This is a genomic window from Adhaeribacter pallidiroseus (assembly GCF_003340495.1).
GTDB classification, from domain to species: Bacteria; Bacteroidota; Bacteroidia; order Cytophagales; family Hymenobacteraceae; genus Adhaeribacter; species Adhaeribacter pallidiroseus.
On sequence record NZ_QASA01000001.1, the window covers coordinates 5,275,855 to 5,299,058 of the forward strand.

Consider the following 23,204-nt stretch of genomic DNA (forward strand, 5'->3'; position numbering starts at 1 on the left):
CGTAATCAAATACGCATAATCAATAATCTAAAGTTGTTAAACCCTAACTATTAGAAACTATGAAAGCATGGGATTATAAACAATATATAAATCCGAAAGTAATACATGATTTTCCACTCAATTTTAATTGCAGGTATTGTGGACATGAAATGGAAGTTCAAGAAATTAAATCTTTTTGGGATATTTCTGCAGATGAGTTTATAAAAACATTTGAAGAATTAAAATTTTACATGAGAAAAGAGACAGGAGTAGGTGACGAGACTTTAAATCTAAGACCCGACACTTTGGATGATGAGTCTACTACCCTACTGCTTTGTAAAATTTGTGGTTGGTGGCGAATCCAAAAGCATTTATCCATGTGGGCACCAGCGCAGTTGTGGGACTCTTACTTTGGGGTAAGTGGTGTTTTAAAAAATATGGATTGTACTAAACAAGATATTCCTATTAAAGAAATTCGTAATTATTTAGCTGCCCGCTATGATTATCGCTTCCACATTCACCCAAAAGTTTTTGAAGAAGTTGTTTCGAGTGTGTTTAGAAGTCTAGGTTACAATAATTACATTACAGCCTATTCAAATGATGGCGGGATTGATGTTGTATTAGAAAGGCCAGGAAAAGAACTAATTGGAATACAAGTAAAACGTTATAAAAAAGCTATTAAGGTAGAACAGATAAGATCTTTTTTAGGAGCTTTAATGATTAATAATATGGCCAAAGGACTATTTGTATGTACTTCAGATTTTCAGTCAGGTTGTCATCGGATAAGTAAATCCTTCGCAATTAAATTAATTAACGGCCAAAGTTTTTATCAGGCTTTGAAAGAAGCCCAATTAAAAGATAATGGCAATGCTTTTCAAATTGATAAGAATTCAATTCCTAAATTATATTATTTTGACAGTCTTCACCGAAACAGCTTATAGAATAGCGTCCTTGATTGAGTTGCCTTATTATTGAACACTAATGATAATAGAAAAATAAGTATTTCAGACCGCTTTTCCTTACAACAACAAGCTATCTACCCGGTGGGCGTGCACCATGCCTTCGCACGGCGACCACGAAAAAATGGTGAAACGGCCATCCTGCGAAGCTACCAAAGCATGCGCATTGCGTTGGTCGTATACAAATTGAGCTGCCGATAAATGCCGGGTGCCGCCGTTCTGCGCCGGATGAATAATTAAAGGCTCCCCGCCCACAATAGGTTCCGTTACTACTATTTGCTCTACGGGTGGTTTATCGGGTGGGCGGCGGATTTTAGCACCAAAAGCGAGTAATTCATATTGGTCGGTGATAATGGTAGCGCCATCTACGGCCGTAACGCCCGCTACTCCTTCTACGGCTTGACGGAGCTTGGCTTGCCAGTAACTAGTACTTTGCTCTTGCTTTTCTTGCTGCAGAACGGTGGCTAAACCCGCAAAGGCCGGCTGAATAGCATAGGAAATCGGGTGAATAATAGAATCGCGCCAGGTTTGGGTACCGTGCGGAACCACCAGCAAGCTGCCTCCCCGTTTATGAGCCCGCATCGAAGCCGCTAATTGTACCAACACATCTACGGAGCCATTCCAGGAAGTGGGAGTCGTAAAACCCAGCAAAGAAGTTAGTACCGCCGGGCAATCGGGCAGACTGGCGCTTTGCTCATCAATTACCTTTACTTCATCACCTTTTAATACCGCAACATTTACAAATTTCCCAAAAACATCTAACCCCCGATGTTTGATGACCAGCAAGCCAGGCTCAATTACTTCCAGCACAAAACACAAGCTCGGAATAATGCGGGTAGCTCCCCAAACGTATAAATCATCCCCTTTTCCCCAAACGCCCAAATGAATACCGGGCCGTTCTACGGCTGGAGCCAGTTTTGTAAGACTAGCGGGCGTAAGAGCCAAGCTTTGTTCAAATAGCATGGGCTGGACAGCTTGCTCCGGCGGCAGAAAAGCTAAGGAAATTTGCGTAGAATGGCCTTCTTCGCGCCGTAAACTTGCCCAAAAGGCTACGTCCACAATGGTTTCAATGGCTGCTCTTTCAGGGGCGGTAGCCAGTTGATGACCTCCTTGTTGGTGGGCCGCCCCCAGATGCTCCGCAAAGTGTTCTTCAACGGCAGGCGCTACTACCCGGGCCGCCTGGTAGCGGGTTTGGCGGTTTATTTTTAAGCGGGGCGCGGTGGGTAAAGGCTCACGTTTTAACATATAGATAATTCGAAATTACGCTGGATTCTATTGGGGTGCAAACAAACAGAACGTTATAATGTTGCCGGATGATGCAACAGAAAAGAAGAAGCTTTAGAAAAAGTAGAAGGCAGCAACGGTTATGTTTTCTGAATTTTTTAAATAAAAGTTAAGAAGGCAAAAAGAAACAAGCGCTGTGTGGCATACAATTTATTTATAATATATAGAAAAAATATTTGTTAAATTTTTATTATTTCTAAATTTTTATTATAATTGTTACAGACATAATGCTGATTTCGTGAAGAATAGCACAATGCTGTTTTAAGAATACCTGCACCAAAACAAATGACCTAACCCAATTAATCAACCAATTAAAATTACCACAATGGAAAAACTTCAGGCAATGCTCCGGCTCATGGAATCAGATGAATTTTTGTTAATCACTAAAACAAAAGATCAGGATGGTATAACGTATAACCGCGATATGACAGACAACCACGCGCGACGATTTTGCCTGCAAGTTTATCACCATGTTAAAAACGGTCAGGAAACCTTAAATGCTTTTAAGCAACTATTTAAATAGATCTTGTTCTGTTTAGCTTACCCTAGCTTTACAGTTACGTTAAATCTTCCGTTTAAACACTTATAAATTTAATTTACTAAATAAAGCCAGAGAAGGAATAAATACTCCTCTGGCTTTTTATTTTAAGTAATTACAGCGAATTTTAAATACAGCAATCATAAACGAAGCAACAGATTGTTAAAGTTAGTTTTATCACCGGATTGTTTTTAAATAAAGAGCTTCTACTTTTTGGCGGGCCCACGGCGTTTTCCGCAGAAAAGTTAAGCTGGATTTAACGCTGGGATTACTTGTGAAGCTATTAATGTTTATGCGGGAGCCTAATTCGTCCCAGCCGTAGTACTCTACTAAGTAAGTTAAAATCATTTCCAGCGTTTTGCCGTGCAAAGGATTATTCTTTTGTGCTTCCATAAGTATAAAGATGCTAGAATTGAAGAAAAGCGCTTACTAATTGCTTAGAGATTTAAGATGCTATTCAGAGCAGTTGGAGCCGTAAAGTTTTGATATAAGTAGTTGGTCGTTTTTAGTTGTTCGTTGTTAGATCGTTAATAAATTAATAATAAAGTACTTAAAATCAGATTTTTATCAACTTAATTTTGTCCTGTTACTTATAATAAATTAGTATATATTTGAAACAGCAGCTTCTTTCCTTGAATTACTAATGAGCTTATTTATGAAAATAAAGTTACAGGTAAACATTCTGCCAAGAATGCAATTAAAGGATATTTTTTTAATTTTTGTCTTTATTTACAGCCACACAAACCTGTTTGGCCAAGCTAATAAACTTCTTTTTAAAGATGATTTCAGCCAAAATACCATGGGTGTTAATTGGCGCCCAGACTTGTTCTGGAGTATTGGCAATGGAGTAGCTTATAACAATTACGATTTTAGTACGCTCCTTAGCCTACGCCGTTTTTCTGCGCCTTCTTACGTGATCGAAACTACCGTAAAAGGCTTCTCTTATGCCTACGGGCGCCAGTTCCACTTTACTTTCGGGCAGGCCAATGATACTGCTAACCAAGCCTACGTGGTTAGTTACTTTCCCGGAACGGCTGGCCTATTAACTTTAGGACGCGCTACCGATAATATATTTTATCCGACCACTTTGGATCAGACCGTGATTTATCCGGCATTTGAAGCAAACCGATGGCAAAAATTTAAAATTATAAAGTATAAAAGTGGCCTTATTCAGGTGTACCTGGATAAAGGGGCTGGTTACAGTTCCTTACCCCTGTTGGAAACCATCGACTCTACTTACCAGCAACTGGGGCATTTTGGCTGGACGGTATCCACGCAAACCGCTCCTTTAACCTTTACAGTAGACCAGGTAGAAGCCCGGACACCCGCCATAGAAAAGCCAGCGGTCCGGGAAAAACCCGTTGAAGACAACCTGATTTCGCAAGTGATTGCTACCAACAACAAGCCATATCCGATTACTAAACTACAAACAGGCACCAAGCTCTACTCCGACCGCGACTACACCATTACCGCTTTACCCGCTTATCTGCAAGGGGCTTCCTTTATTCAAACGGCCAATAATGAAAAGCATAATACCCAAGCAGATTTTCTGGCGGTTTTTTTAAAAAAATCGGTAGTTGCTTACGTGGCTTACGATTCGCGGGCCACTGCGCTCCCGGCCTGGCTGGCAGATTGGGAAAAAACCAACGATAGTATTACCACTTCCGATTCGGGCACCAACTATTTTAAAATTTACAGTAAAGTGCTGGAAAATGGCGGGTATATCCCTCGCTTATTTTTGTTTGGCGGCAATCTGGCTAGTCCGGCTACCGGCGCTAAAACCAATTACCTGGTGGCAGTTGTAGAAGAACCCGCGTTTAAAATACTGGAAGCCGAAAAAGCAAAAGTAATAGGGGCCAAAATAGCGAATAACCATACGGGATACAGTGGCACTGGCTTCGTCGATTTTATTCATAAAGAGGGCGACTACATTGAATGGACAACCCAAACCCAGATACCCGGTACGCATGTGTTATCGTTTGTTTTTTCGAATGCGAGTAAGGCCGAGCGTTTTCTGGCCGTTACCGTGGATGGTAAAGATGCCGGAATTCATTCCTTTATTCCGATTACCAGTTGGGATAGCTGGGCTAGTTACTCCGCTCCGCAGGTTTATCTTACCAGCGGGCAGCACAAAATAAGAGTAACTGCTATTGGTACCAGCGGCCCAAACCTGGATTGTGTGAGCTTGTCGTATATGTCGGCTTCGCGCCAGGAGCAACTTGCCGGCCGTTACGCAAAAAAGTCTCCTGCGCAACCTAAGTTTTTTCCTTCTGAAGTAAAAGCTTTGGCTTACCCTAATCCTTTTACGAACAAAGCCACTATTACTTACTCCTTACCCGAGCAAGCCGCCGTTTACCTGACGGTGTATAACCAGCAAGGGCATCAAGTAGCAGTTTTAGTAAACCAAGTGCAGCCAGCGGGCAACTATAATGCTCTATTTAACGGGGCTAGTTTACCGAAAGGCTTGTATTTATATCGCTTACAGGTAGGCGTAAAAGCATTGGAGAGCGGTAAATTATGGAAACAGTAAAGTGAAAATTTAAAAATGGAATGCTTTGCAGGTACTCCTCAGCCGTTATTTACGCCTATAGCTGCTTACTGCCGTTATTTTGTTGTTTGCATAAAGGTGATAATTTCTTGGTAGCGCGGGTTTCGGGAATTAATAAATTGCGTAATCATCGGGATGTGTTTTTTACCTTTTAGTACCTGGTATTGCGGCGGCAAACCCATAGCACGTAAAGCTTTTACAAATTTTTCGTTGCTCTTACTAATGGAAGGATACGTGTTGCCGCCTTGGTAAATTAAGAAAGGGGGCATACTGGGGTGCAGGTGGTACAAAGGGGAGGCTTCTTTCCACTCTGTGGGATTAGCTGTAAAAGTTTGCAGATAGGTGTGGCCCGTGGGTAATTTTTCTTCCTGCAAATAGCCGTACATATCCAGGCCGGCGGCATCAATTAAAATAGTGCCTTTAATAGAGTTTTCTAAACCCAGGCTATCCAGATACTGGTGGCGTACGGTAATAAGTGCTGCCAGATGGCCCCCTGCCGAATGGCCCGCTACAAAAATATTATGTGGGTCGCCGCCGTAATTTTTAATATTTTCTTTGGTCCATTTAACGGCGCTAGCGGCGGCAGTAGCCATTTGGGCGTAATTTGCTTTAGGGCTAAGCGGATAATCGATAATAACGGCTACCACATTCTTCCGGGCTAACCGGTTGCCCAAAAAGTTATAGGTAGCTTTTTTACCAGAATTCCAACTGCCGCCGTGCATAAAAATTAAAACTTTTTTTAAATTTTTACCCTGCCGCCGTGGCGCAAATACATTTAAGTGCTGCTGCTCTTTTGTATAAACCCTTGATTGAAACTGAGTATAAGCAATGTTTTTCGTTCGGTGAATGCGCTTAAAAGTACAACCCGAAAGGTTGCCCAGTAGATAGCATACAATTAGCAATAAAGAATAGCAAGTGTGCGTGTTTGTTGACATTGTAAAAAGCAGTTGGTAGTATTTTAGTTAATACCAACTACCTCTTACGAATTGTTTATTGAAGCAAGTATAAAGGATGTAATTATTCTCCGGTTCATCTTATGCGAAATAGTCCGCTTTTTACAAATAAATTAAGTAAAAGCTTATTTTATTACGGCTGGAAACCAAGCAAAAGCTTGTCTACTGCTGATTCGAAATATAATTCTGCAAGCTATCGATGATAAATTTTTGCTCTTCCATCAGGTGTTTTACAATATCACTCATCGAAATAATGCCTACTACTTTATTACTATCGTCCAGCACCGGTAAGTACCGGATCACCTTATCGGTCATCAGGTTCATGCATTCTTTAATGGTGGTAGTGGGGTTCACCGTAACCGGGTGGTCGTTCATTATTTCTTTGATCAGGGTTTTCTTAGAAGCTTTCCCTTCCAGAATAACCTTACGGGCGTAATCTCTTTCCGTGAAAATACCGATAAACGTATCGGCATCCATTACCAGCAAAGCGCCTACGTTTTTGGTCATCATCATTTCTAAGGCATTATAAACCGTAGAATACGACTCAATGGTAATGGTGGCATACCCTTTCTTTTGCAAAATATTTCGTACGAGGCTCATAATTATCTTTTTAGGTTTAGCAGCTGGAGGTTTAAAGCATTTATATATTTAATAGGACAATATATAAAAAAAGCTGTTATAAAAAAGATTACCGGATAATAAGTGCTTAAAAGCAAGGCATTTTGCTGTTTTACCTTATTTTTTTAAATTTTTATTCACTTCGTCGAGTAAATATTCTTTCGGGTCGGAGTTGTATTCCCAGAACATCACGCCGGCCAGTTTGTTATCGAGCACAAACTGGCATTTTTCCCGTACCGATTGTTCGTCTTCGTAAGTGATAAATTTCTTGTCGGCGGCATTGTACAAGTAAGGCGCTTTGGCTTTTTTATCGCGGTAGGCTTTGTAGCCGTTTTTATTGATGAGGCTATCTTTCAGCATGGTATAGCCGCCGCCCGGGGCAGTACCGGTAGTTTTCTGGCCAATTCCTTTTTTCTTGGCTTCGGCCAGGTTAAAGCCTTTGCCGTAAAACGCCAGACCCATTACCAGTTTAGACGTAGGAATGCCTAAAGCGGCGTAATCTTTCACCGCTTTGGCGGCGTAGTCTTTGGTGTCGTATTTTTTAGAAGCGTATAAGTTGGTATGGTGGCCGGCTACCGGTCCACCGGAATAATCGTAGGTCATCATATTAATGTAGTTCAGGTACTGCTGCGCTTTGCCCATTTCGGTGTGGTTAATGAAATCCGTGAAAGTAGGAATAGCGGTAGTCAGCAAGTATTTCTGGCCGGTTTGAGTTCCTAGTTTGTCCAGTTCCTGCCGGATAGCGGCAAACATCAGCGTGAAGTTTTGGGTGTCTTCGGGGCGGAAAACATTGCCTTCTTCGCCTTTAATGGCCGGGTATTCCCAGTCGATGTCTACCCCATCCAGTTTATTTTCCTGCATAATGCGTACGCAACTGGCCGCAAATGCCTGCCGCGAAGTGTCTGATAGAACTGCATCCGAAAAGTTTTCGCTCCACGACCAGCCGCCCAGCGAAATTAAAATTTTCAGTTCCGGATTTTGCTTTTTCAATAAGTTCAGCTTCCGGAAATTAGTGGTATCGGTGGCCAGATTGGTGAGAAATGCCCGGTTGCCTTTTACATCTACGAAGGCGTAGTTGATGTGCGTTAACTTATTAGCGCTAATGTTTTCGGTATTCACCAGCCCCCGGAAGCCACCCACGTACCCGATTATGACCGGTTTGTTGGTTGCCGGTACGGTTTGCGCCAGTACCTGGGCCGCCATTGCAAAGGTGATCAGAAAGCAAAACAGGAAACAGGCATAGCCTTGTTTTTTTAAAAAAGTAGTTGGTTTTTGCATAAATTTATTCTTTCTGTTTTGTGGTTTTTACGATGAAGAAGCGGTTCTTATTATGGACACCTATTTGCCGAATTAGAATGAAATTTAAACTCCTGTAGCCAGATATATTTTAAATTTTTGAGTTTTCCGGAAGGATTAGCAGCAGGGTCTAGCTTTACTAATGGAAACTTGTTTGTCGCGTAGCCGAACAGTTTTCTCCGGAATGACCAAGTCTGTTTCGGACCACCTGAGTCTATCCGGCATAATTACACTTACCGCACATCGGCCATCCATTTGCGGATAAGAGGACTCAAACAAATTAGCAGAACGCCAATGCTCAACGACCATAGGCCAATTTTACTTAAGATAGCCGCGTAGTAAGGCAGCGATAGCACGGGGTTATTTACCACATCTGCCGGAACACTCATTAATGCCCCAATTTTACCGGCCAAAAACTCCCCTACTGCCGAAGCAAAAAACCAGATTCCCATCATTAAGGCTACTATGCGGGTAGGGGAAAGTTTAGTAACCATGCTCAGACCTATGGGCGAAAGACACAGCTCTCCGCAGATAATAAAGAAGTACCCCAGAATAAAAGCCGTTAAAGAAATTAAACCGGTTTCGGTACCCATTTGACAGGCCGCATAAAAAACGTAAAAGCCCAGACCCACCAAAATAAACGAAAGCCCGAATTTGAGCGGAGTAGATGGTTCTAATCCTTTGCGGTTAAGGACCGGCCAGAGCCAGGCAAAGAAAAAACTGAGAATAACAACCCAGGCGGGCGGTAGAAAGTTATTTACCGATAAAGCCGGCAACTCGGTGCCGCCCACGTGCATATCCACGTTGCGCATGGCGAACAAGTTAAGCGAACCGGCATTTTGCTCGTAAAAAGCCCAGAACAGCGCCGAAAACACAATCATGACCAAAGCGGCCATTAACTTAGTGCGCGCTGCCCCATCCATCTGAAACGCCATGATTAAAATATAAATCAGCGACACGGCTCCTAACCCAAACATGATGTAATCCATGAAGTGGTACTGATTAAAGAGCGCAACTACCGCCGGAATAACCAACAACGAAGCCGCATAAATTACTAGCTCGGTGGGAATGCCGGCAAATAATGGTTTTTTTAAATTTTTTACATCCGGGGGCAAGCCGCGGTGTTGTAAAGAGTTTTTACCTAAGTAAAATACTAGTAAGCCCAGCAACATAAAAATGCCGGCCAACCCAAAGCCGTAGTGCCAGTTAATGCGTTGCCCCACGTAGCCGCACAGCAAGCCACCTAACGCTGCTCCAACGTTAATACCCATGTAAAAAATGGAAAAACCGCTATCCCGACGAGGGTCATTTTCGGCGTACAAAGTGCCTACCAAGCTGGAGATATTGGGTTTAAAAAAACCATTACCGCAAATAATAAAAGCCATGCCGTAAAAAAAGCTCCAATCCTGCGGTACCGCCATAATCAAATGCCCGATGGACATGAGAATACCTCCGAATAGCACGGCTTTGCGGTACCCTAAAAACCGGTCGGCCATCATGCCGCCAAATAAAGGCATTGTATACACCAAAGCCGCGTAGGAGCCCAGGATAGCGTACCCTTTCGGCTCCGGGAATTTTAGTTGGGTAACCATATACGCCAGCAGCAAGGCTTTCATGCCGTAAAAGGAAAACCGTTCCCACATTTCGGCGAAAAAAAGCAGGTATAGTTGCTTCGGGTGACCAGTTGTGGCGGGTGGCGTTTCCGTAATTTGGGTTTCGGTAATATCCATTCAAAAAGTAATCTTATAATTGTTGCTGGAGGCAGATGCCCGAGTAACGGAAAGTAAGCATTTTTATTCCGATTACATAGGCATTTTAAAACTACGGAAAATACGAAGCTTAGGCTTATTCTATGTAAATTCTACCTGATTGCAAAGTATTCCTTTGGAGCCGGTTCCCGTCTCCAGGCATTGGCGCTATCTAACTGGCAAGCTTCACGTTTTGCCTCCTGGCCGGCGGGCCTCGTTTGGCTCTATCGGGCTGGTCTAAGCTCCCTTTCCTCGTACCTCGGAATTCTGCTGCGCAGAACCGAACCTTAGAAGGCCCTCTTGTACCAAACTGGTATCTTTACTAACAGATAACTTATTCTGATAACGGGAAACATAAAAAAATAAGCGAGGTGTAGCCGAAGTGTAACTTATGTGCTTGTTGGCATGGGTTCATTTTAATAATCCAATGGCTTATTATTTAAAAATTTGGCTGCTAACATTTGAGCATTACGAGCTATTAAGCCATTGATTTGTTCTGCATGCTCTGAAAATTCAATCCAGAATTCTGCTTTTATTTTTCTAATTGCTTCTAATAAATCTCCTTCGAACAAGTCCCCTTCTGCCAATATGTTTATTTTCAATTTATCAATGGCTAAAGGAAGAAGATATTTGAGTCCAATTCCTTGATTAATCAATATTCTCAAATCTTCTATACTTAGTTGATTCAATGGAACTTTCCTTAATGCATGGCAGCGAGTAACTGTATAGCTTTCTTCTTTTAATTTTTCCAATAATCCTTTTCAAGATTTTCTAAGCTTTTAAATCTCCAGTTATTCTCAAGCGCCATTTCCATATGAATCGGGTTAATTTCAATTATCTTTTAAAAAGAAAAAAATAATTTAAAATTAGAAAGGCAGTTATAAAATTCTATTAAACCTAAATCTACTTTTACAACTATCCCAAACGTTAATCCAGATAATCCTATAATCCTTTAATCTTGGTTTTGACAAACTTACTTTAATTGCTTTTTCATGCCTTTGATTACCTGCTGGGTTTCGGCTATGCGTCTTTCCAAACCAGCGCGATATTGCCAGCCGCGGTATTGCGGATCGGTTTGGCGGGTTTTTAAATTTTTCTTAAGTTCTTTTAAGTACTGCTCACTTAATTTTAAATATTGAGGAGCGGTAACCGGGTTGTGAAAGTTTTTTCCATCTACCTGCACATAAACGGGCGTGGTATGAGCGGCTTGGGTAGGATTACCGTAAGCGCGAGCCGCCAACCAAATGCCTTGTTCCGCCGGAATATCCAGCGTTAAAGACAAATGATCTGGGGATTGCCCAGCGTCTGAGGGGGTAACCCGGCCTAAAACTCGGCCATGCCCGACAATTTCTAAACTTTGTAAAGGTACCTGAGCGGTGTGGCCGTACGCGTGAGCGGTGATGTGCAAAGTGGTGCCTTTACTTGCCTCTAACTTACTACCGGGTAGTTGATCGTTTACTGTAAACTGGAGCATAGGCCCGTTGGAAACAAACGTATGTCCGGCTGCCAGACCGGCTTTCCAGCTGTTATAAGTTAAGGGGCCATCCACGTAAGTATAAAAACGCACATTGCCCAAACGAGCCGAACGTTCCGGGGGACCTTTGTCGTGATCCTGCCCGCACCACGGGAAATCGGAACCTGCTACGGCGGTTATGGGTATGCCTAAATCGAGCAAATGGTAGTAATGGTTCGTAATTAAAGGCTTATCCGAGGCACAGAATTGCAGCAGTTCCAGCACATCTATTTTCCCGCGTAAACCATCCAGGGTCAATCCGCGGTAGCCGTGAAAGGTCTCGGCCTGGTGCGCGTAGCCACCTAGTCCACCCAATTCGCGGAGCTTGTCAAATACTTTATCGTAGTAATAATATTCTTTCCCAAACCGGACTTTATCGGAAGCGCCGATTCCTAAAGCGTGACCTAACTCCGGGGTGCGCGGATCTTCCTGGCCAGAGGTAAGCAAATAATCTTTTTTCTGATAAACGCCTTTTTCGCCCCAGGCATATTGCGGATAATACGTTTCCCAAAAATCGCCCATGCGCAGCATGACGCCTACGTGCACATCTTCGGCCTGGGTCCAGGTGAGTAGCAGGGAATCTTCGCGGGGCGAGCGCCGGATATGAATGTGATCGTCCGCGGAGTACCAGCCTTTTTCGGGCATGTTGATCCACCGTTTTAACTGGTAGGTTTGCTGCTGAACCTGTCCGGCTATTATCTGAATATCGTGCTGTTGTTCTACAAATTCCGGTCCTTTGGCCAATGTTAAATGGTAGGTACCCGGTGGCAAATCCAAGCTGAATTTACCCGCAACGTAAAAAGAACTATCGGGTTGATAGTCGTAGCCATCGGCATGGTCCCATACGCCGTACATTACCGCGGTGGCTTCTTTGGGTAAATTTTTAACGGCCCAACCATTCCGACTCAAGCGCACCCGAACCGGCATTAATTGATTTGTAGTAGCATCTATTACCTGTACTTCTAGGTAGCCGGTAGTTGGTTGTTGGGCGGATAGATTAATAGGCAGCAGCAAGACAAGTAGGATGACATTGAAATGTAATAACCTCGCTTTTGGCCTTATGTTGTGCATTTGAATTATTGTCAGAACCTGGAGGATGTCTGAATCGCAGATTTTCGCGGATTTCACGGATTACGCAGATTAATTTATCAAGAGTAAGATGGATAGAATTAGAACATAGATTACTTGAATAGCGCTTAACAGTATTAATAAAAAGCTCCCCTCCTAAGCTTAGGAGGGACAGAGGTGGTTAATTTTCCGGAAGAAGCGTTTTCTCAAAAGCATGAAAACCGTTCCGAATTCATCTTGCGCTTCCAAATCATCCATTCTCTAATTTACCCATCATCCAGTTAATCTTTTAATCAAGGTTCCGACAATAATCTGCGTAATCCGTGAAATCCGTTTAATCCGCGATTCAGATAGCTAAAGCGGGCTTTTCTGCTGCTTCGTGCCGTTCGCCGATTTGCTGGCGCCACATGGCGTAATACAAACCTTTTTGCTGGAGTAACTCCAGGTGTTTGCCCGATTCGGCAATTTTACCGCGTTCCAATACGTAAATGCAATCGGCGTGCAGTACCGTAGATAGGCGGTGGGCAATTAAAATGGTAATGTGGTTGGCGCTCAACGAAACATCGCGGACCGTTTTACTGATTTCTTCTTCGGTTAAAGAATCCAGGGCCGAAGTTGCTTCATCGAAAACCAGCAAAGTAGGGTTGCGCAATAAAGCCCGGGCAATACTTAAGCGTTGCTTTTCCCCGCCCGAAACTTTTACGCCCCCTTCGCCAATTACGGTGTCCAGGCCTTTATCGGCGCGGGCCAGTAACGTATGGCAGGCGGCTTTCCGGAGGGCTTCCAGACATTCGGTATCAGTGGCATCCGGTGCCACAAACAATAAATTTTCGCGGATGGTACCGGCAAATAATTGGGTATCCTGGGTAACAAAGCCTATCTGTTCGCGCAGACTATCCAGGTCCAGTTCATTGCCCGGTACGTTGTTGTACAAAATGCGGCCTTGCTCCGGTTTGTACAGGCCCACCAGCAATTTTACCAAGGTAGTTTTCCCGGAACCCGACGGGCCCACAAAAGCAATGGTTTCGCCTAAGCGGGTTTTAAAAGAAATGCCATCCAAGGCCCGGTTGGCTGCTGTCTGGTGTTTAAAGTTAACTTTCTCGAAGGCCAGCGTTTGAATAATGGGTAGCGTAACCGGATGAGCCGGCTTTACTTCTTTGGGAGTATCTAATATTTTTTGAAAATTATCCAGCGAAACTTCGGTTTCGCGGTAAATATTAATGATGTTACCCAACTCCTGCAACGGCCCGAAAATAAAGAACGAGTAAATAAACATGGAAATAAAATCGCCTACGGTAATGCGGTTCGTAAACACCAGATACAGCATGAGCAGCAAAATAACGTTGCGCAGTAAGTTTACGCAGGTGCCCTGCACAAAGCTTAAACTCCGGATGTATTTTACTTTTTTAAGTTCTAATTTTAAAATTTTATCGGTGGTGTTATTTAATCGTACGGTTTCCTGTTGGGCTAAGCCTAAACTTTTTACCAGCTCAATGTTGCGCAGCGATTCGGTAGTAGCTCCAGCCAGCGCGGTTGTTTCGGCCACAATGGTTTTCTGGATTACCTTAATTTTTTTACTCAGTACTGAGCTTAAAATACCCAGAATTGGCACCGCCGAAAAATAAACCGGCGCAATGACCCAATACACGTTAACGGCATACACCACCACGAAAATAATCCCGATTAAGGAAGTAAATAGCACGTTAATGGCGTTGGAAATCAGCTTTTCGACGTCGATGCGTACTTTTTGCAGTTTGCCCAAGGTTTCGCCGCTGCGCTGGTCTTCGAACACAGAATAAGGTAAATCCAGGGAATGGCGCAAACCGTCGGAGTAAATCTGGGCACCCAGTCGCTGGGTAATTACGTTCACGTAGTAATCCTGAAAAGCTTTGGCAATCCGGGACACCATGGCGACGCCCATCGCCAGTAAAATTAAGGTACCGGCTCCTTTAAAGAACTCCGGGGTCGATAATTTTAATTTTTTAGTAACCGCCGCGGTGGCGTAATCATCAATGATTTTCCGGAGAATAAGCGGGTCCAGAAGCGAAAAAGTTTGGTTAATGGCCGCCAGCAACAAGGCCAGAAAGACTAACCACTTATATTGTTTTAAATATTCAAAGAGCAGTTTCATACGGAAAGATTAAGGCGGAAAAGGTATTAATTATAAGTAACCAGCACCTTCTGTAATTTGTTATCGACACCCGAAAGTTCTTCATTAGTCTCTAAATTGAATGTTAAAGCTAACGAGTTGACTTTCAAACCAGGATAAAATTTAAAAAGAACGGTAAGTTTATTTTGGTGTCGGTAATTTACTTAAATTGGAGGTTATAAAAAACGGAATCACTCTGGCGAGTGGTTCTCTTTGCCTTTTTCTACTGAACATTCATCTTAACGCATCTAAATTTTTAAAATTCATGGCAAATAACCGTAGAAGTTTCCTGCAAAAGCTTGGGTTAGGCACTACCGCCTTAGGTCTGAGTTCTGCTTTTTCGTTGCCCACGTTGGCAGGTTCCGCGAAAGCAAAAAAGGAGGAAGAAGAACAAATTTTGTATATCGGCGAAAAAATCGCGATTGCCAATACGGCTTATGGCAAAGTAAGGGGTTTTAAACTCAGAGGCATTTACACTTATCTGGGCATTCCGTACGGTGCCGATACTTCCGGTGAAAACCGGTTTATGCCGCCCAAAAAACCAAACCCTTGGACCGAGGTAAAGCCCGCTATCTGGTGGGGCAATACCGCGCCGCAAAACATGGAAAAGCGCTACGCCGACCCGGTAAGTTCGTTTATCGACCACTGGAACTACGACGATGTGAGCGAAGATTGTTTGCGCCTGAACGTATGGACACCCGCAATCGCTGACGGTAAAAAACGGCCGGTAATCGTGTGGTTGCACGGTGGCGGGTATACCAACGGCAACGCCATTGAGCAAGACGGTTACCACGGCGAAAATATCAGCCGCCGCGGTGATGTGGTGTATGTTTCGATTAATCACCGTTTGGGGCCGATGGGCTTTGCCAACTTTGCCGGCGCTAATGCTGCCAAGTACGCGGCCTCGGGTAACGTGGGTATGCTGGATTGCGTAGCGGCCCTGGAATGGGTAAAAGCCAATATCACCAACTTTGGCGGCGACCCGGGCAGTGTTACCATTATTGGCCAGTCGGGTGGTGGCGGTAAGGTGTGTACTTTAATGGCCATGCCTTCGGCGAAAGGCTTATTTCATAAAGGCGTAGCCTTGAGTGGCGCAACTTTAAAAGTTACCGAAAAAGAAACATCCGAAAAACTAGGGGCTTATATATTACAGGAAGCCGGTTTAACCAACGACCAGGTTGATAAACTACAAACGCTGCCCTGGAAAGAATACTACGAAATAGCCACCCGGGCCAGTAAAAAATTAGCCGACGAAATGAAAGCCGCTGGTAAGCGAGGCGGTGGCTGGGCACCGGTAGCCGATGGTAATTTCCTAACGCAACATCCTTTCGATCCGGTAGCCTCTCCCCTGTCCGCGGATGTTCCGTTAATACTGTGTTCTACACTGAATGAGTCGTCGCCGAGCCGCTCCGATGCTTCGCTGGAAAACATTACCCTGGATGCTGTAAAAGAAAAAGTAAAAGACCGGTTTGGCGAAAATGCCAGCAAAGTAATCGATTCGTATGCCAAAGCTTTCCCCGAAAGAAAACCCATTGAAATCTGGTCGATGGCGGTGAGTAACCGGCAGAATGTAGTAACCCTGGCTAATGCGAAATCGAAGCAAAAAGCGCCGGTGTACGTGGCCTGGTTTGGCTGGCAACCACCCTTATTCGATAACCGCATGCGCGCCTTCCATTGCAGCGATATCAGCTTCTGGTTTTACAATACCGATTTAATGTATACGCATACGGGCGGCGGTTCGCGCCCTCGAAAACTTTCGGCTAAAATGGCGGACTCTTTTTTAAAATTTGCTCGTACCGGCAACCCGAATGGCGGCGGTTTACCTACCTGGCCCCGTTACACTCCCGAAAATGGCGAAACCATGTTCCTGGATGATGTGCCCGTGATTAAAAACGACCCCGACCGCGAAGCGCGCAAAGCTTTGGCCTAATTTTTAAAAATTCTTAGTTAAGGGTAGAGCTCGCATAAGTGGTCTCTACCCTTTTAGTGGAATGCCAATCTTCTGGCTAATGTCATGGAGTTACACTAATTGAAGGAAAAGTCCCCTTGGAATGGGGTTGGGGATGATGGGCAGTGGTTGAGTAAAATTTTAAAGCATTTAATTCCTTAGCAAAAACATTGATCTTCTGATTGACGAAATTCAGCTAGTACTTTATTAGCCTCTTAAAAAAATTTAAAAATTCTATCTGCCAGCCGATCTACTGCTTGCCATATTTCTGCAAGGCCGCTTTAAAATAACGGCCCTGGCGGGTAGGGGTAAATTTCCAGTCGCTAAACAACATAGGGGCCCATTGCGGATCAAAAACCCAAACGGTATAAGAAATACCATTGGCATCGGCGTACTTGGTAATAGCATCGCCGTACGATTCATCGCTAATAACCGGCACGTGCGCGCCTTTATCATCGGGGCCGCAAAAGCCGATTTCGGTTAAAATTACCGGGTATTTTTTGGCCACGTTGCCCCAGTCCAAAGCCCATTGGGGTTCCCAGGGCTTTTCGCGTTTCATAGGGTACGGATGACTGACGTAGGCAATGCCTTGCGCATTTATAGGATCTTGGTAAACCGGAGTAAGATCATAGGCCCAATTAAACCCGGCTACTAAAGGTACCGCCTGCGAACCGTTGGCCCGGATAATCACGATTAGTTCTTCCATGATCTCTTTCCATTGCGGCCAGGTGCAGGTACCGGCTTGTCCGCCCATTACGGTAGGTTCGTTAAACAGTTCAAATAGCGCTACGGTGGTATTGCCTTTGTAATGTTTGGCTATGGTGCGCCAGAACTCGAGCGTTTCTTTTCTGGTAGTTTCGTACATGGGGTTTTGGTACAATTCCGAGCGCAGATTGCCGATGCTGTGCCAATCAATAATCACGTACAAGCCTAATTCGGTAGCCCACTGTACGCCCTGGTCGAGTAGTTTGATATAATTCTGTTCTCCTTGTTTGCGCCAGGCATTCGGGTGAACCGGGAACCGCACCACATTGGCGCCCCAGCTTTTCATTGCTTCAAAATATTCTTTGTTCCAGTGACCGTCGCGTTGTAGTTTGTCGGGGTCGCTGGTATCCAGGCCTCTGAAAACAATGGGTTTATTGCCGGCCGTTACAAACTTATTGCCTTGCACACTTACCAGTGGCAAGGTAGCAGCGGTTTGCGCAAAAGAAAAATTCCCGGTCAGCAGCAGGCCAACCAGCATAATCAAAGAAATCTTTTTAATCATTGGTAGTCGGGGAAAGTATTTAAACCGGAAGATAACACGAAAAAGATTGCTAAGGTAGTTGAATGAAAAATAATAGAGGATGTTTTGCCTACCGGTTTAAACCAGGTAAAACAAATCCGGGCGAAAGGAAAAATTTTAAAATTTCAGCAAAAGCAAAGGGCTGCTCCGAGTTAAGAAGCAGCCCTTTGTTGTTATTTTTTTACTCTCTGGTTAGAAGTTCATTTCGTCGGCACTCGGGCCGTAACTGCCCGGAATGGGAATGTTTAACAAGCGCAGGTAAACGCCCATCTGCGCCCGGTGGTGGATAAGCTGGCTGAGCGCATGCCGGATAACTTCGTATTTGGTGTAAACGGCGAAAATTTGTTCTCCGTCGCGCAAAGTCCAGGTAGGCAATAAATCTTCTTCGGAAGCTTTACTTAAAGATTCGGTACCTACGGCAATAGATTCTTCTAAAAGCTGCATCAACTCGGCCGTATTGTTTATTTTTTTTGGATTGTATGGTTGCGCACTAAAATCCAGTTCCTCGGTGTTCAAAGCCATGGTTATCCAGGAAGGTAATTCGGCAATGTGCGTAGCCAGTTGCCGGATGGTCATGCTTTTTTCGTGCGGTTGCCAGTCGTACTTGTCGTCGGGGATGCGGGACAGCATTTTACGGGTAGTTTCAGCTTCCTGCGCCAGTTCTTTGGGTAGTAAATCGAGTACGGACAACGTTTGTGTTTCAGCCATAGTTTTTAAATTTTAGTAGAGTTGTTAGGTACTACAAATAACCACAGCACCACTGACAACCCTATGGCAGTGTATTTTTTAAATTTTTATTTTTTTTGAATTTTTAATAACCTGACTACCTACCCGAGCTTATCTGTGCGCGATTACCTGAATTGTTACTTACCACAACTCCTGTATCAATTTTACTGCCCGGTATTTAACGGCAAACGCCTAACTACTTTATGGTTGTAGTTAGGCGTTTGCTTTTGAATAATTTAAATATTGTAAGAAGTACTTATTTAGTGCGGTTGAATACGAATAAATCTTTAAACACCCATTTGCCATCTTGCTGGTTACCGCGGGCAATCACAAACTGATTGGCCGAACGCTTTTCGTATAATATCCGGAGATCTTCGCCTTCTTTCTGAAAAATAGCTTTGTCTTTGCTGGCTTCCACAAAATTATAGCGGTCTTGTTTGTCCTTTTCTTCGTGGCCAATTAAGCCGGGGGCAAAATGCTTTACCAGCGACACTAAACCTTGCGGCGTTTGCTCGTAAACAAGTATTTCGTACATGTCGGCTTTGCCACCTTTCATCATGCGCATAGAACCCATAATGTTGCCATTCTCCGGTGCTACCCACACGCCATCAATGCTTCTGCCATCCGCGGTAGTCGCTTTCCAGTTACCCTGAATAAAGCTTACATCGGCTACGGAGCCGCCTTTAGGTTGGCTTTGAGCATACACTTGCGGCAATAACCCCGCGAAAACAAAAAAGAATAACAAGGCATACATGCGTTTCATAGAAGCAGAAGTTTGGTTAAATTTTAAAAATTTAAATATATAAAATGGTTTTAATTGCCTGTGGATATTAAAATAATTCAGTATGAGAGTTTATTTAATTAACTATGGTGCGGATTTTTTCCGTGCTTTACAATACAGAAAAAGTTTTCGTTCGCATAGCATTGGCTGAGGCTTTGGTCTCTGAGTGAAGTTGTTTCATTGCTTAAGTATTTGTTCTTTTTGTCTTGATACAAAAAGAACCAACGAAAATCAAGACGCTAAAAACTCGCGGAACAACAGAACAGTTTAGCGTCGTCTTTTGCACCTGGCTTAGGCTGTTAGTTGCATAGCTAACAAAATTTAAAAAATTAAAAATATTAGCGTAAAATAAAAAGTAGTCATTCAGGAGGAACCTATTTCGCTACGAAGCGGAATAGGTTCCTCCTGAATGACTCTGAATAAATTATGTTATTTTAAATTTATATCTATCGCGAGCGTCCACGCTCGTGATGCTTATCGTCCGACCTCTGGCCGATTGAAACTTGCCGGCGGCTATGCTTTTAAGAAAGGTTAATCCGTTTGCCCGGCCAGAGGCCTTCCGCATGGTAGCCACGAGCGAAGACGCTCGCGGCGGCAGCATTTTTTCAACCTTTAACTTTCCAACCTTTCAACTTTCCAACCAAATCAAGCCGTTAAACTAACCCGTTTACCACTAGCAGCCGATTTGTAAATGGCTTCTACAATCCGGATGTCGCGGAGTCCTTCTTCGCCGCCCACGGGCATGGGTTTGCCTTGCATAATGGTGCGGGCATCGTCGTCCATTTGGTTGGCTTGCTGCCACGGTTGCTCGTACGGATGGTTGATTTCACCCAGCGGACTGCTGCCTTTTACGCCGGCGTAGGCCGAGTAAGGCTCCATCTTGATTTCGCCTTTGGCACAATTAATTGTTAAAAAATTCACGTTTTCGCCAAAGCTGGTTTTAATATCGGCCAATACGCCGCCCGGAAACTCCAGGGTAGCTACCGCGGTTTCGGCTAAGCCGTTCTTATAAATTTCCGGTCGGGTGGTGGAGGTTTTCGCCATGGCTACGGCAACTGGTTCCATACCAGTTCCCATGCGGGCGCCTTGTATGGCATACACGCCCATGTCGTGCATCACGCCACCACCCATTTCTTTTTTCTGTTTCCAATGGTCGGTGCGGCCTTCGCGGTAACCGGCGGCGCAACTTACTTTTTGCACTTTGCCCAACAGTTGTTTCTGTACAATGTTGCGGTATTCTTTGGTGTTGGGTTCGTGCTGCAAACGGTAGCCAATAGCCAATGATTTCTTGTTTTTCTTACAGGCGGCAATCATAGCCTGGCATTCCTGCGAGGTTACGGCCATGGGTTTTTCGCACCACACGTGTTTACCCGCATTGGCAGCCCGCTCCACGTACTCGCGGTGCATGGATGGGGGCAACACCACGTAAACTACGTCAATATCGGGGTTGTTGGCAATAGTATCGAAGTTCTGGTAATTGTAAATGTTCTTGTCCGGAATGTTGTATTTTTTCTTCCAGGTTTCGGCTTTATCGGGCGAGCCGGTTACAATGCCGGCCAGGTAACAGTTTTTGGTTTGCTGCAAAGCCGGAGCCAGCAAATCGGTGCTGTAATAACCCAGGCCCACCAGTGCTACGCCTAACCGGTCTTTTTGCGGACGGGTAGCGGCCAGTAAAGTGTTCGGCGAAAAGATAGCGGTAGCACTGCCCAACGCAATCGTTTTTATAATGTCTCGGCGAGAAAATAAAGTCATATTTTTAAATTTTAAAAGTTTATAAAGACACAAATATCAAGATATTAGATGCTAGACACTAGACGCTAAGCTTCTAGTTAGTTACGTTAGTAATCCGGAGAATAGTACGTTAAAAGTTTCCGCATAAGCAAGTAAAATAGCTTTGTTTCACGGCATCGTTATTTCTAAATTTTTCGATTTAGCTCCGCAGTATCAAGCTTGCTCCCACAGTTTATTCTGCTTATAATTTTTATCAAAATATGCCAAGATAAGTATTTTGTGCCTTTTCCCTAAACTTAAACAGAATAAACTTATCTGAAAATTTGTACAAGCTTCTGCACTTGGTAAAATGGTTAGAAGAGTTCCAGGGATTGGCTTTAATTAATTCTGTACCTTCGGGCTTTGGTTGGTATGCTTAAAAATTAAGGTTTATTTCATGAAAAAATACTTCCGATCTCTTTATCTCGCTTTATTTCTGTTGCCCGGCAGTATAGCCGTGGCGCAAACCAAAGATCCCGTAGTAGAAAGCATTGTAAAAGAAGCAAACGAAAACTCACAGCTCGAAAAGCTGGCCCACGAACTTATAGACGTGATTGGTCCCCGGTTGGTAGGTACACCCCAAATGAAACAAGCCGGCGACTGGGCGGTAGCCAAATACAAAGACTGGAACATTAGCGCCCGTAACGAAAACTGGGGCGAGTGGCGCGGCTGGGAACGCGGCATATCCCACATCGACCTGGTATCTCCGCGCACTGAATCGCTGGAAGGCATGCAACTGGCCTGGAGCCCCGGCATGAAAAAAGCCGTAACGGCCGAGTTAATTATTATTCCGGACCTGGCTGATTCCACAGAATTTAAAAAATGGCTGCCCGCGGTTAAAGGGAAGTTTGTCCTCATCTCCATGAACCAGCCTACCGGTCGGCCGGATTACAACTGGCAGGAATTTGCCAAGAAAGAATCTTTCGAGAAAATGAAAGCCGACCGTGCTGCCCAAACCGAAGCCTGGCGCAACCGCATCAGTAAAACCGGACGTTCCACGCGGAACCTACCCGTAGCTCTGGAAAAAGCCGGCGCTGCCGGGGTGGTTACCTGTAACTGGTCGAATGGCTTTGGGGTGAATAAAATATTTGCCGCTTACACTAAAAAAATACCCACCGTAGATATGTCGCTGGAAGATTACGGCCTGCTGTACCGCCTCACCGAATCGGGTCATAAACCTAAAATACGGGTGCAAACCGAGTCGAAGGAAAAAGGCGTAGTGCCTACTTTTAACACCATTGCCGAAATCAAAGGCTCCGAGAAACCCAACGAATACGTCATCCTGTCGGCGCATTTTGATTCCTGGGACGGCGGCACCGGCGCCACCGATAATGGCACGGGCACCTTAACCATGATGGAAGCCATGCGCATTTTAAAGAAAGTGTACCCGAACCCCAAACGCACCATTCTGGTGGGCCACTGGGGCAGCGAAGAACAAGGCTTAAACGGTTCGCGGGCTTTTGTGGCCGACCACCCGGAAGTTGTGCAGAACGTGCAGGCGGTATTTAACCAGGATAACGGTACCGGTCGGGTAGTGAACTTAGCGGGTCAGGGTTTTTTAAATTCTTATGAGTATCTGGGCCGTTGGCTAACCCAGGTTCCCGAAGAAATTCGTTCGCAAATTCAGACCAGTTTTCCGGGTTCACCGGGCACCGGAGGGTCGGATTTTGCTTCGTTTGTCGCGGCCGGTGTTCCCGCGTTTTCTTTGAGTTCTTTGAACTGGTCGTACGGCACCTACACCTGGCACACCAACCGCGATACCTACGATAAGATTGTGTTCGATGATGTGCGGAGCAACGCCATTTTAACCGCTATTCTGGCGTACATGGCCAGCGAAGATCCGAATAAAACGTCCCGCGATAAAGCGGTATTGCCGATTAATTCCCAAACCGGGCAACCGGGTACCTGGCCGGAGCTGCGGCAGCCCACGCGTAAAGGTGGTTTGGATTAAAGATATTGGGTTGGTTATACAAAACACTTATTCTGAGCTTAATAAAAAAGCGGCCTTCTCGAAGGCCGCTTTTTTAAAAATTTTATTTGG

At 44.4% G+C, this 23,204-nt stretch carries 19 protein-coding genes; 5 read left to right on the plus strand and 14 right to left on the minus strand.

Annotated features, from left to right (window positions below):
* Positions 1 to 59: 59 nt before the first annotated feature.
* Complete coding sequence (locus AHMF7616_RS20970) at positions 60 to 920, plus strand: restriction endonuclease (RefSeq protein ID WP_115374671.1); 861 nt, start codon at positions 60 to 62, stop codon at positions 918 to 920.
* A 78-nt stretch (positions 921 to 998) separates the two neighbouring features.
* On the opposite strand, the gene AHMF7616_RS20975 is transcribed toward AHMF7616_RS20970, so the two are convergent.
* On the minus strand, positions 999 to 2,183 hold the full coding sequence (locus tag AHMF7616_RS20975; RefSeq protein WP_233507686.1) for a putative sensor domain DACNV-containing protein: 1,185 nt from the start codon (positions 2,181 to 2,183) through the stop codon (positions 999 to 1,001).
* 364 nt (positions 2,184 to 2,547) lie between these two features.
* On the opposite strand from AHMF7616_RS20975, the gene AHMF7616_RS20980 reads away from it, so the two are divergent.
* Positions 2,548 to 2,745, plus strand: a complete 198-nt coding sequence (locus AHMF7616_RS20980) for a hypothetical protein (protein WP_115374672.1) — start codon at positions 2,548 to 2,550, stop codon at positions 2,743 to 2,745.
* Between the two features lie 192 nt (positions 2,746 to 2,937).
* On the opposite strand, the gene AHMF7616_RS20985 is transcribed toward AHMF7616_RS20980, so the two are convergent.
* Complete coding sequence (locus tag AHMF7616_RS20985; protein WP_115374673.1) at positions 2,938 to 3,153, minus strand: VF530 family protein; 216 nt, start codon at positions 3,151 to 3,153, stop codon at positions 2,938 to 2,940.
* 262 nt (positions 3,154 to 3,415) lie between these two features.
* On the opposite strand from AHMF7616_RS20985, the gene AHMF7616_RS20990 reads away from it, so the two are divergent.
* Positions 3,416 to 5,290 (plus strand): T9SS type A sorting domain-containing protein, encoded by a 1,875-nt coding sequence (locus tag AHMF7616_RS20990; RefSeq protein ID WP_158546218.1) that lies wholly within the window; start codon positions 3,416 to 3,418, stop codon positions 5,288 to 5,290.
* A gap of 74 nt (positions 5,291 to 5,364) precedes the next feature.
* Here the strand turns inward: AHMF7616_RS20990 and AHMF7616_RS20995 are convergent, their stop codons facing one another.
* The 7 genes from AHMF7616_RS20995 to AHMF7616_RS21025 form a co-directional block, all read right to left on the minus strand.
* Entirely contained in the window at positions 5,365 to 6,243 is an 879-nt protein-coding gene (locus tag AHMF7616_RS20995) for an alpha/beta hydrolase (RefSeq protein ID WP_115374675.1), read from the minus strand.
* Between the two features lie 180 nt (positions 6,244 to 6,423).
* On the minus strand, positions 6,424 to 6,861 hold the full coding sequence (locus AHMF7616_RS21000; RefSeq protein WP_115374676.1) for a CBS domain-containing protein: 438 nt from the start codon (positions 6,859 to 6,861) through the stop codon (positions 6,424 to 6,426).
* 135 nt (positions 6,862 to 6,996) lie between these two features.
* Positions 6,997 to 8,157 carry a glycoside hydrolase family 18 protein gene (locus tag AHMF7616_RS21005; protein ID WP_233507687.1) on the minus strand — a complete coding sequence of 387 codons (1,161 nt, stop codon included), beginning with the start codon at positions 8,155 to 8,157 and terminating at the stop codon, positions 6,997 to 6,999.
* Positions 8,158 to 8,408: 251 nt separating this feature from the next.
* Positions 8,409 to 9,905: a peptide MFS transporter gene (locus AHMF7616_RS21010; RefSeq protein ID WP_115374677.1), complete on the minus strand. Its 1,497-nt coding sequence runs from the start codon at positions 9,903 to 9,905 to the stop codon at positions 8,409 to 8,411.
* A gap of 434 nt (positions 9,906 to 10,339) precedes the next feature.
* Positions 10,340 to 10,675 (minus strand): contact-dependent growth inhibition system immunity protein, encoded by a 336-nt coding sequence (locus tag AHMF7616_RS21015; RefSeq protein ID WP_115374678.1) that lies wholly within the window; start codon positions 10,673 to 10,675, stop codon positions 10,340 to 10,342.
* A gap of 221 nt (positions 10,676 to 10,896) precedes the next feature.
* A complete protein-coding gene (locus tag AHMF7616_RS21020) occupies positions 10,897 to 12,450 on the minus strand; it encodes a CehA/McbA family metallohydrolase (protein ID WP_233507688.1) in 1,554 nt (517 codons plus the stop codon).
* 400 nt (positions 12,451 to 12,850) lie between these two features.
* Complete coding sequence (locus tag AHMF7616_RS21025) at positions 12,851 to 14,635, minus strand: ABC transporter ATP-binding protein (protein WP_115374679.1); 1,785 nt, start codon at positions 14,633 to 14,635, stop codon at positions 12,851 to 12,853.
* Positions 14,636 to 14,918: 283 nt separating this feature from the next.
* On the opposite strand from AHMF7616_RS21025, the gene AHMF7616_RS21030 reads away from it, so the two are divergent.
* Positions 14,919 to 16,583 (plus strand): carboxylesterase/lipase family protein, encoded by a 1,665-nt coding sequence (locus tag AHMF7616_RS21030; protein ID WP_115374680.1) that lies wholly within the window; start codon positions 14,919 to 14,921, stop codon positions 16,581 to 16,583.
* A 268-nt stretch (positions 16,584 to 16,851) separates the two neighbouring features.
* Here the strand turns inward: AHMF7616_RS21030 and AHMF7616_RS21035 are convergent, their stop codons facing one another.
* The 5 genes from AHMF7616_RS21035 to AHMF7616_RS21050 all read right to left on the minus strand — a co-directional run bounded on the left by AHMF7616_RS21035 (position 16,852) and on the right by AHMF7616_RS21050 (position 21,145).
* The gene (locus AHMF7616_RS21035) at positions 16,852 to 17,868 is read right to left on the minus strand and encodes a glycoside hydrolase family 5 protein (protein ID WP_233507689.1); all 1,017 of its coding nucleotides are present in this window, start codon (positions 17,866 to 17,868) and stop codon (positions 16,852 to 16,854) included.
* Positions 17,869 to 18,078: 210 nt separating this feature from the next.
* On the minus strand, positions 18,079 to 18,594 hold the full coding sequence (locus AHMF7616_RS21040; protein ID WP_233507690.1) for a DinB family protein: 516 nt from the start codon (positions 18,592 to 18,594) through the stop codon (positions 18,079 to 18,081).
* A gap of 274 nt (positions 18,595 to 18,868) precedes the next feature.
* Positions 18,869 to 19,375 carry a DUF6265 family protein gene (locus AHMF7616_RS21045; RefSeq protein WP_115374681.1) on the minus strand — a complete coding sequence of 169 codons (507 nt, stop codon included), beginning with the start codon at positions 19,373 to 19,375 and terminating at the stop codon, positions 18,869 to 18,871.
* A gap of 442 nt (positions 19,376 to 19,817) precedes the next feature.
* Entirely contained in the window at positions 19,818 to 19,994 is a 177-nt protein-coding gene (locus tag AHMF7616_RS26515) for a hypothetical protein (RefSeq protein ID WP_158546219.1), read from the minus strand.
* A 44-nt stretch (positions 19,995 to 20,038) separates the two neighbouring features.
* A complete protein-coding gene (locus AHMF7616_RS21050; RefSeq protein WP_115374682.1) occupies positions 20,039 to 21,145 on the minus strand; it encodes a Gfo/Idh/MocA family protein in 1,107 nt (368 codons plus the stop codon).
* A 415-nt stretch (positions 21,146 to 21,560) separates the two neighbouring features.
* Here AHMF7616_RS21050 and AHMF7616_RS21055 point away from each other — a divergent pair, with 415 nt between their 5' ends.
* On the plus strand, positions 21,561 to 23,114 hold the full coding sequence (locus AHMF7616_RS21055; RefSeq protein WP_115374683.1) for a M20/M25/M40 family metallo-hydrolase: 1,554 nt from the start codon (positions 21,561 to 21,563) through the stop codon (positions 23,112 to 23,114).
* The last annotated feature ends 90 nt before the right edge of the window (positions 23,115 to 23,204 follow it).

What these genes read in the sequence shown, in the direction of transcription:
- AHMF7616_RS21045 (WP_115374681.1), bottom strand. Translation starts at nt 19,375, where the DNA reads ATGAAACGCATGTATGCCTTGTTATTCTTTTTTGTTTTCGCGGGGTTA.
- AHMF7616_RS21005 (WP_233507687.1), bottom strand. Translation starts at nt 8,157, where the DNA reads ATGCAAAAACCAACTACTTTTTTAAAAAAACAAGGCTATGCCTGTTTC.
- AHMF7616_RS26515 (WP_158546219.1), bottom strand. Translation starts at nt 19,994, where the DNA reads ATGCTGCCGCCGCGAGCGTCTTCGCTCGTGGCTACCATGCGGAAGGCC.
- AHMF7616_RS21030 (WP_115374680.1), top strand. Translation starts at nt 14,919, where the DNA reads ATGGCAAATAACCGTAGAAGTTTCCTGCAAAAGCTTGGGTTAGGCACT.
- AHMF7616_RS20990 (WP_158546218.1), top strand. Translation starts at nt 3,416, where the DNA reads ATGAAAATAAAGTTACAGGTAAACATTCTGCCAAGAATGCAATTAAAG.
- AHMF7616_RS21050 (WP_115374682.1), bottom strand. Translation starts at nt 21,145, where the DNA reads ATGACTTTATTTTCTCGCCGAGACATTATAAAAACGATTGCGTTGGGC.
- AHMF7616_RS20995 (WP_115374675.1), bottom strand. Translation starts at nt 6,243, where the DNA reads ATGTCAACAAACACGCACACTTGCTATTCTTTATTGCTAATTGTATGC.
- AHMF7616_RS21035 (WP_233507689.1), bottom strand. Translation starts at nt 17,868, where the DNA reads ATGATTAAAAAGATTTCTTTGATTATGCTGGTTGGCCTGCTGCTGACC.
- AHMF7616_RS21040 (WP_233507690.1), bottom strand. Translation starts at nt 18,594, where the DNA reads ATGGCTGAAACACAAACGTTGTCCGTACTCGATTTACTACCCAAAGAA.
- AHMF7616_RS21010 (WP_115374677.1), bottom strand. Translation starts at nt 9,905, where the DNA reads ATGGATATTACCGAAACCCAAATTACGGAAACGCCACCCGCCACAACT.
- AHMF7616_RS21025 (WP_115374679.1), bottom strand. Translation starts at nt 14,635, where the DNA reads ATGAAACTGCTCTTTGAATATTTAAAACAATATAAGTGGTTAGTCTTT.
- AHMF7616_RS21055 (WP_115374683.1), top strand. Translation starts at nt 21,561, where the DNA reads ATGAAAAAATACTTCCGATCTCTTTATCTCGCTTTATTTCTGTTGCCC.
- AHMF7616_RS20985 (WP_115374673.1), bottom strand. Translation starts at nt 3,153, where the DNA reads ATGGAAGCACAAAAGAATAATCCTTTGCACGGCAAAACGCTGGAAATG.
- AHMF7616_RS20975 (WP_233507686.1), bottom strand. Translation starts at nt 2,183, where the DNA reads ATGTTAAAACGTGAGCCTTTACCCACCGCGCCCCGCTTAAAAATAAAC.
- AHMF7616_RS20980 (WP_115374672.1), top strand. Translation starts at nt 2,548, where the DNA reads ATGGAAAAACTTCAGGCAATGCTCCGGCTCATGGAATCAGATGAATTT.
- AHMF7616_RS20970 (WP_115374671.1), top strand. Translation starts at nt 60, where the DNA reads ATGAAAGCATGGGATTATAAACAATATATAAATCCGAAAGTAATACAT.
- AHMF7616_RS21000 (WP_115374676.1), bottom strand. Translation starts at nt 6,861, where the DNA reads ATGAGCCTCGTACGAAATATTTTGCAAAAGAAAGGGTATGCCACCATT.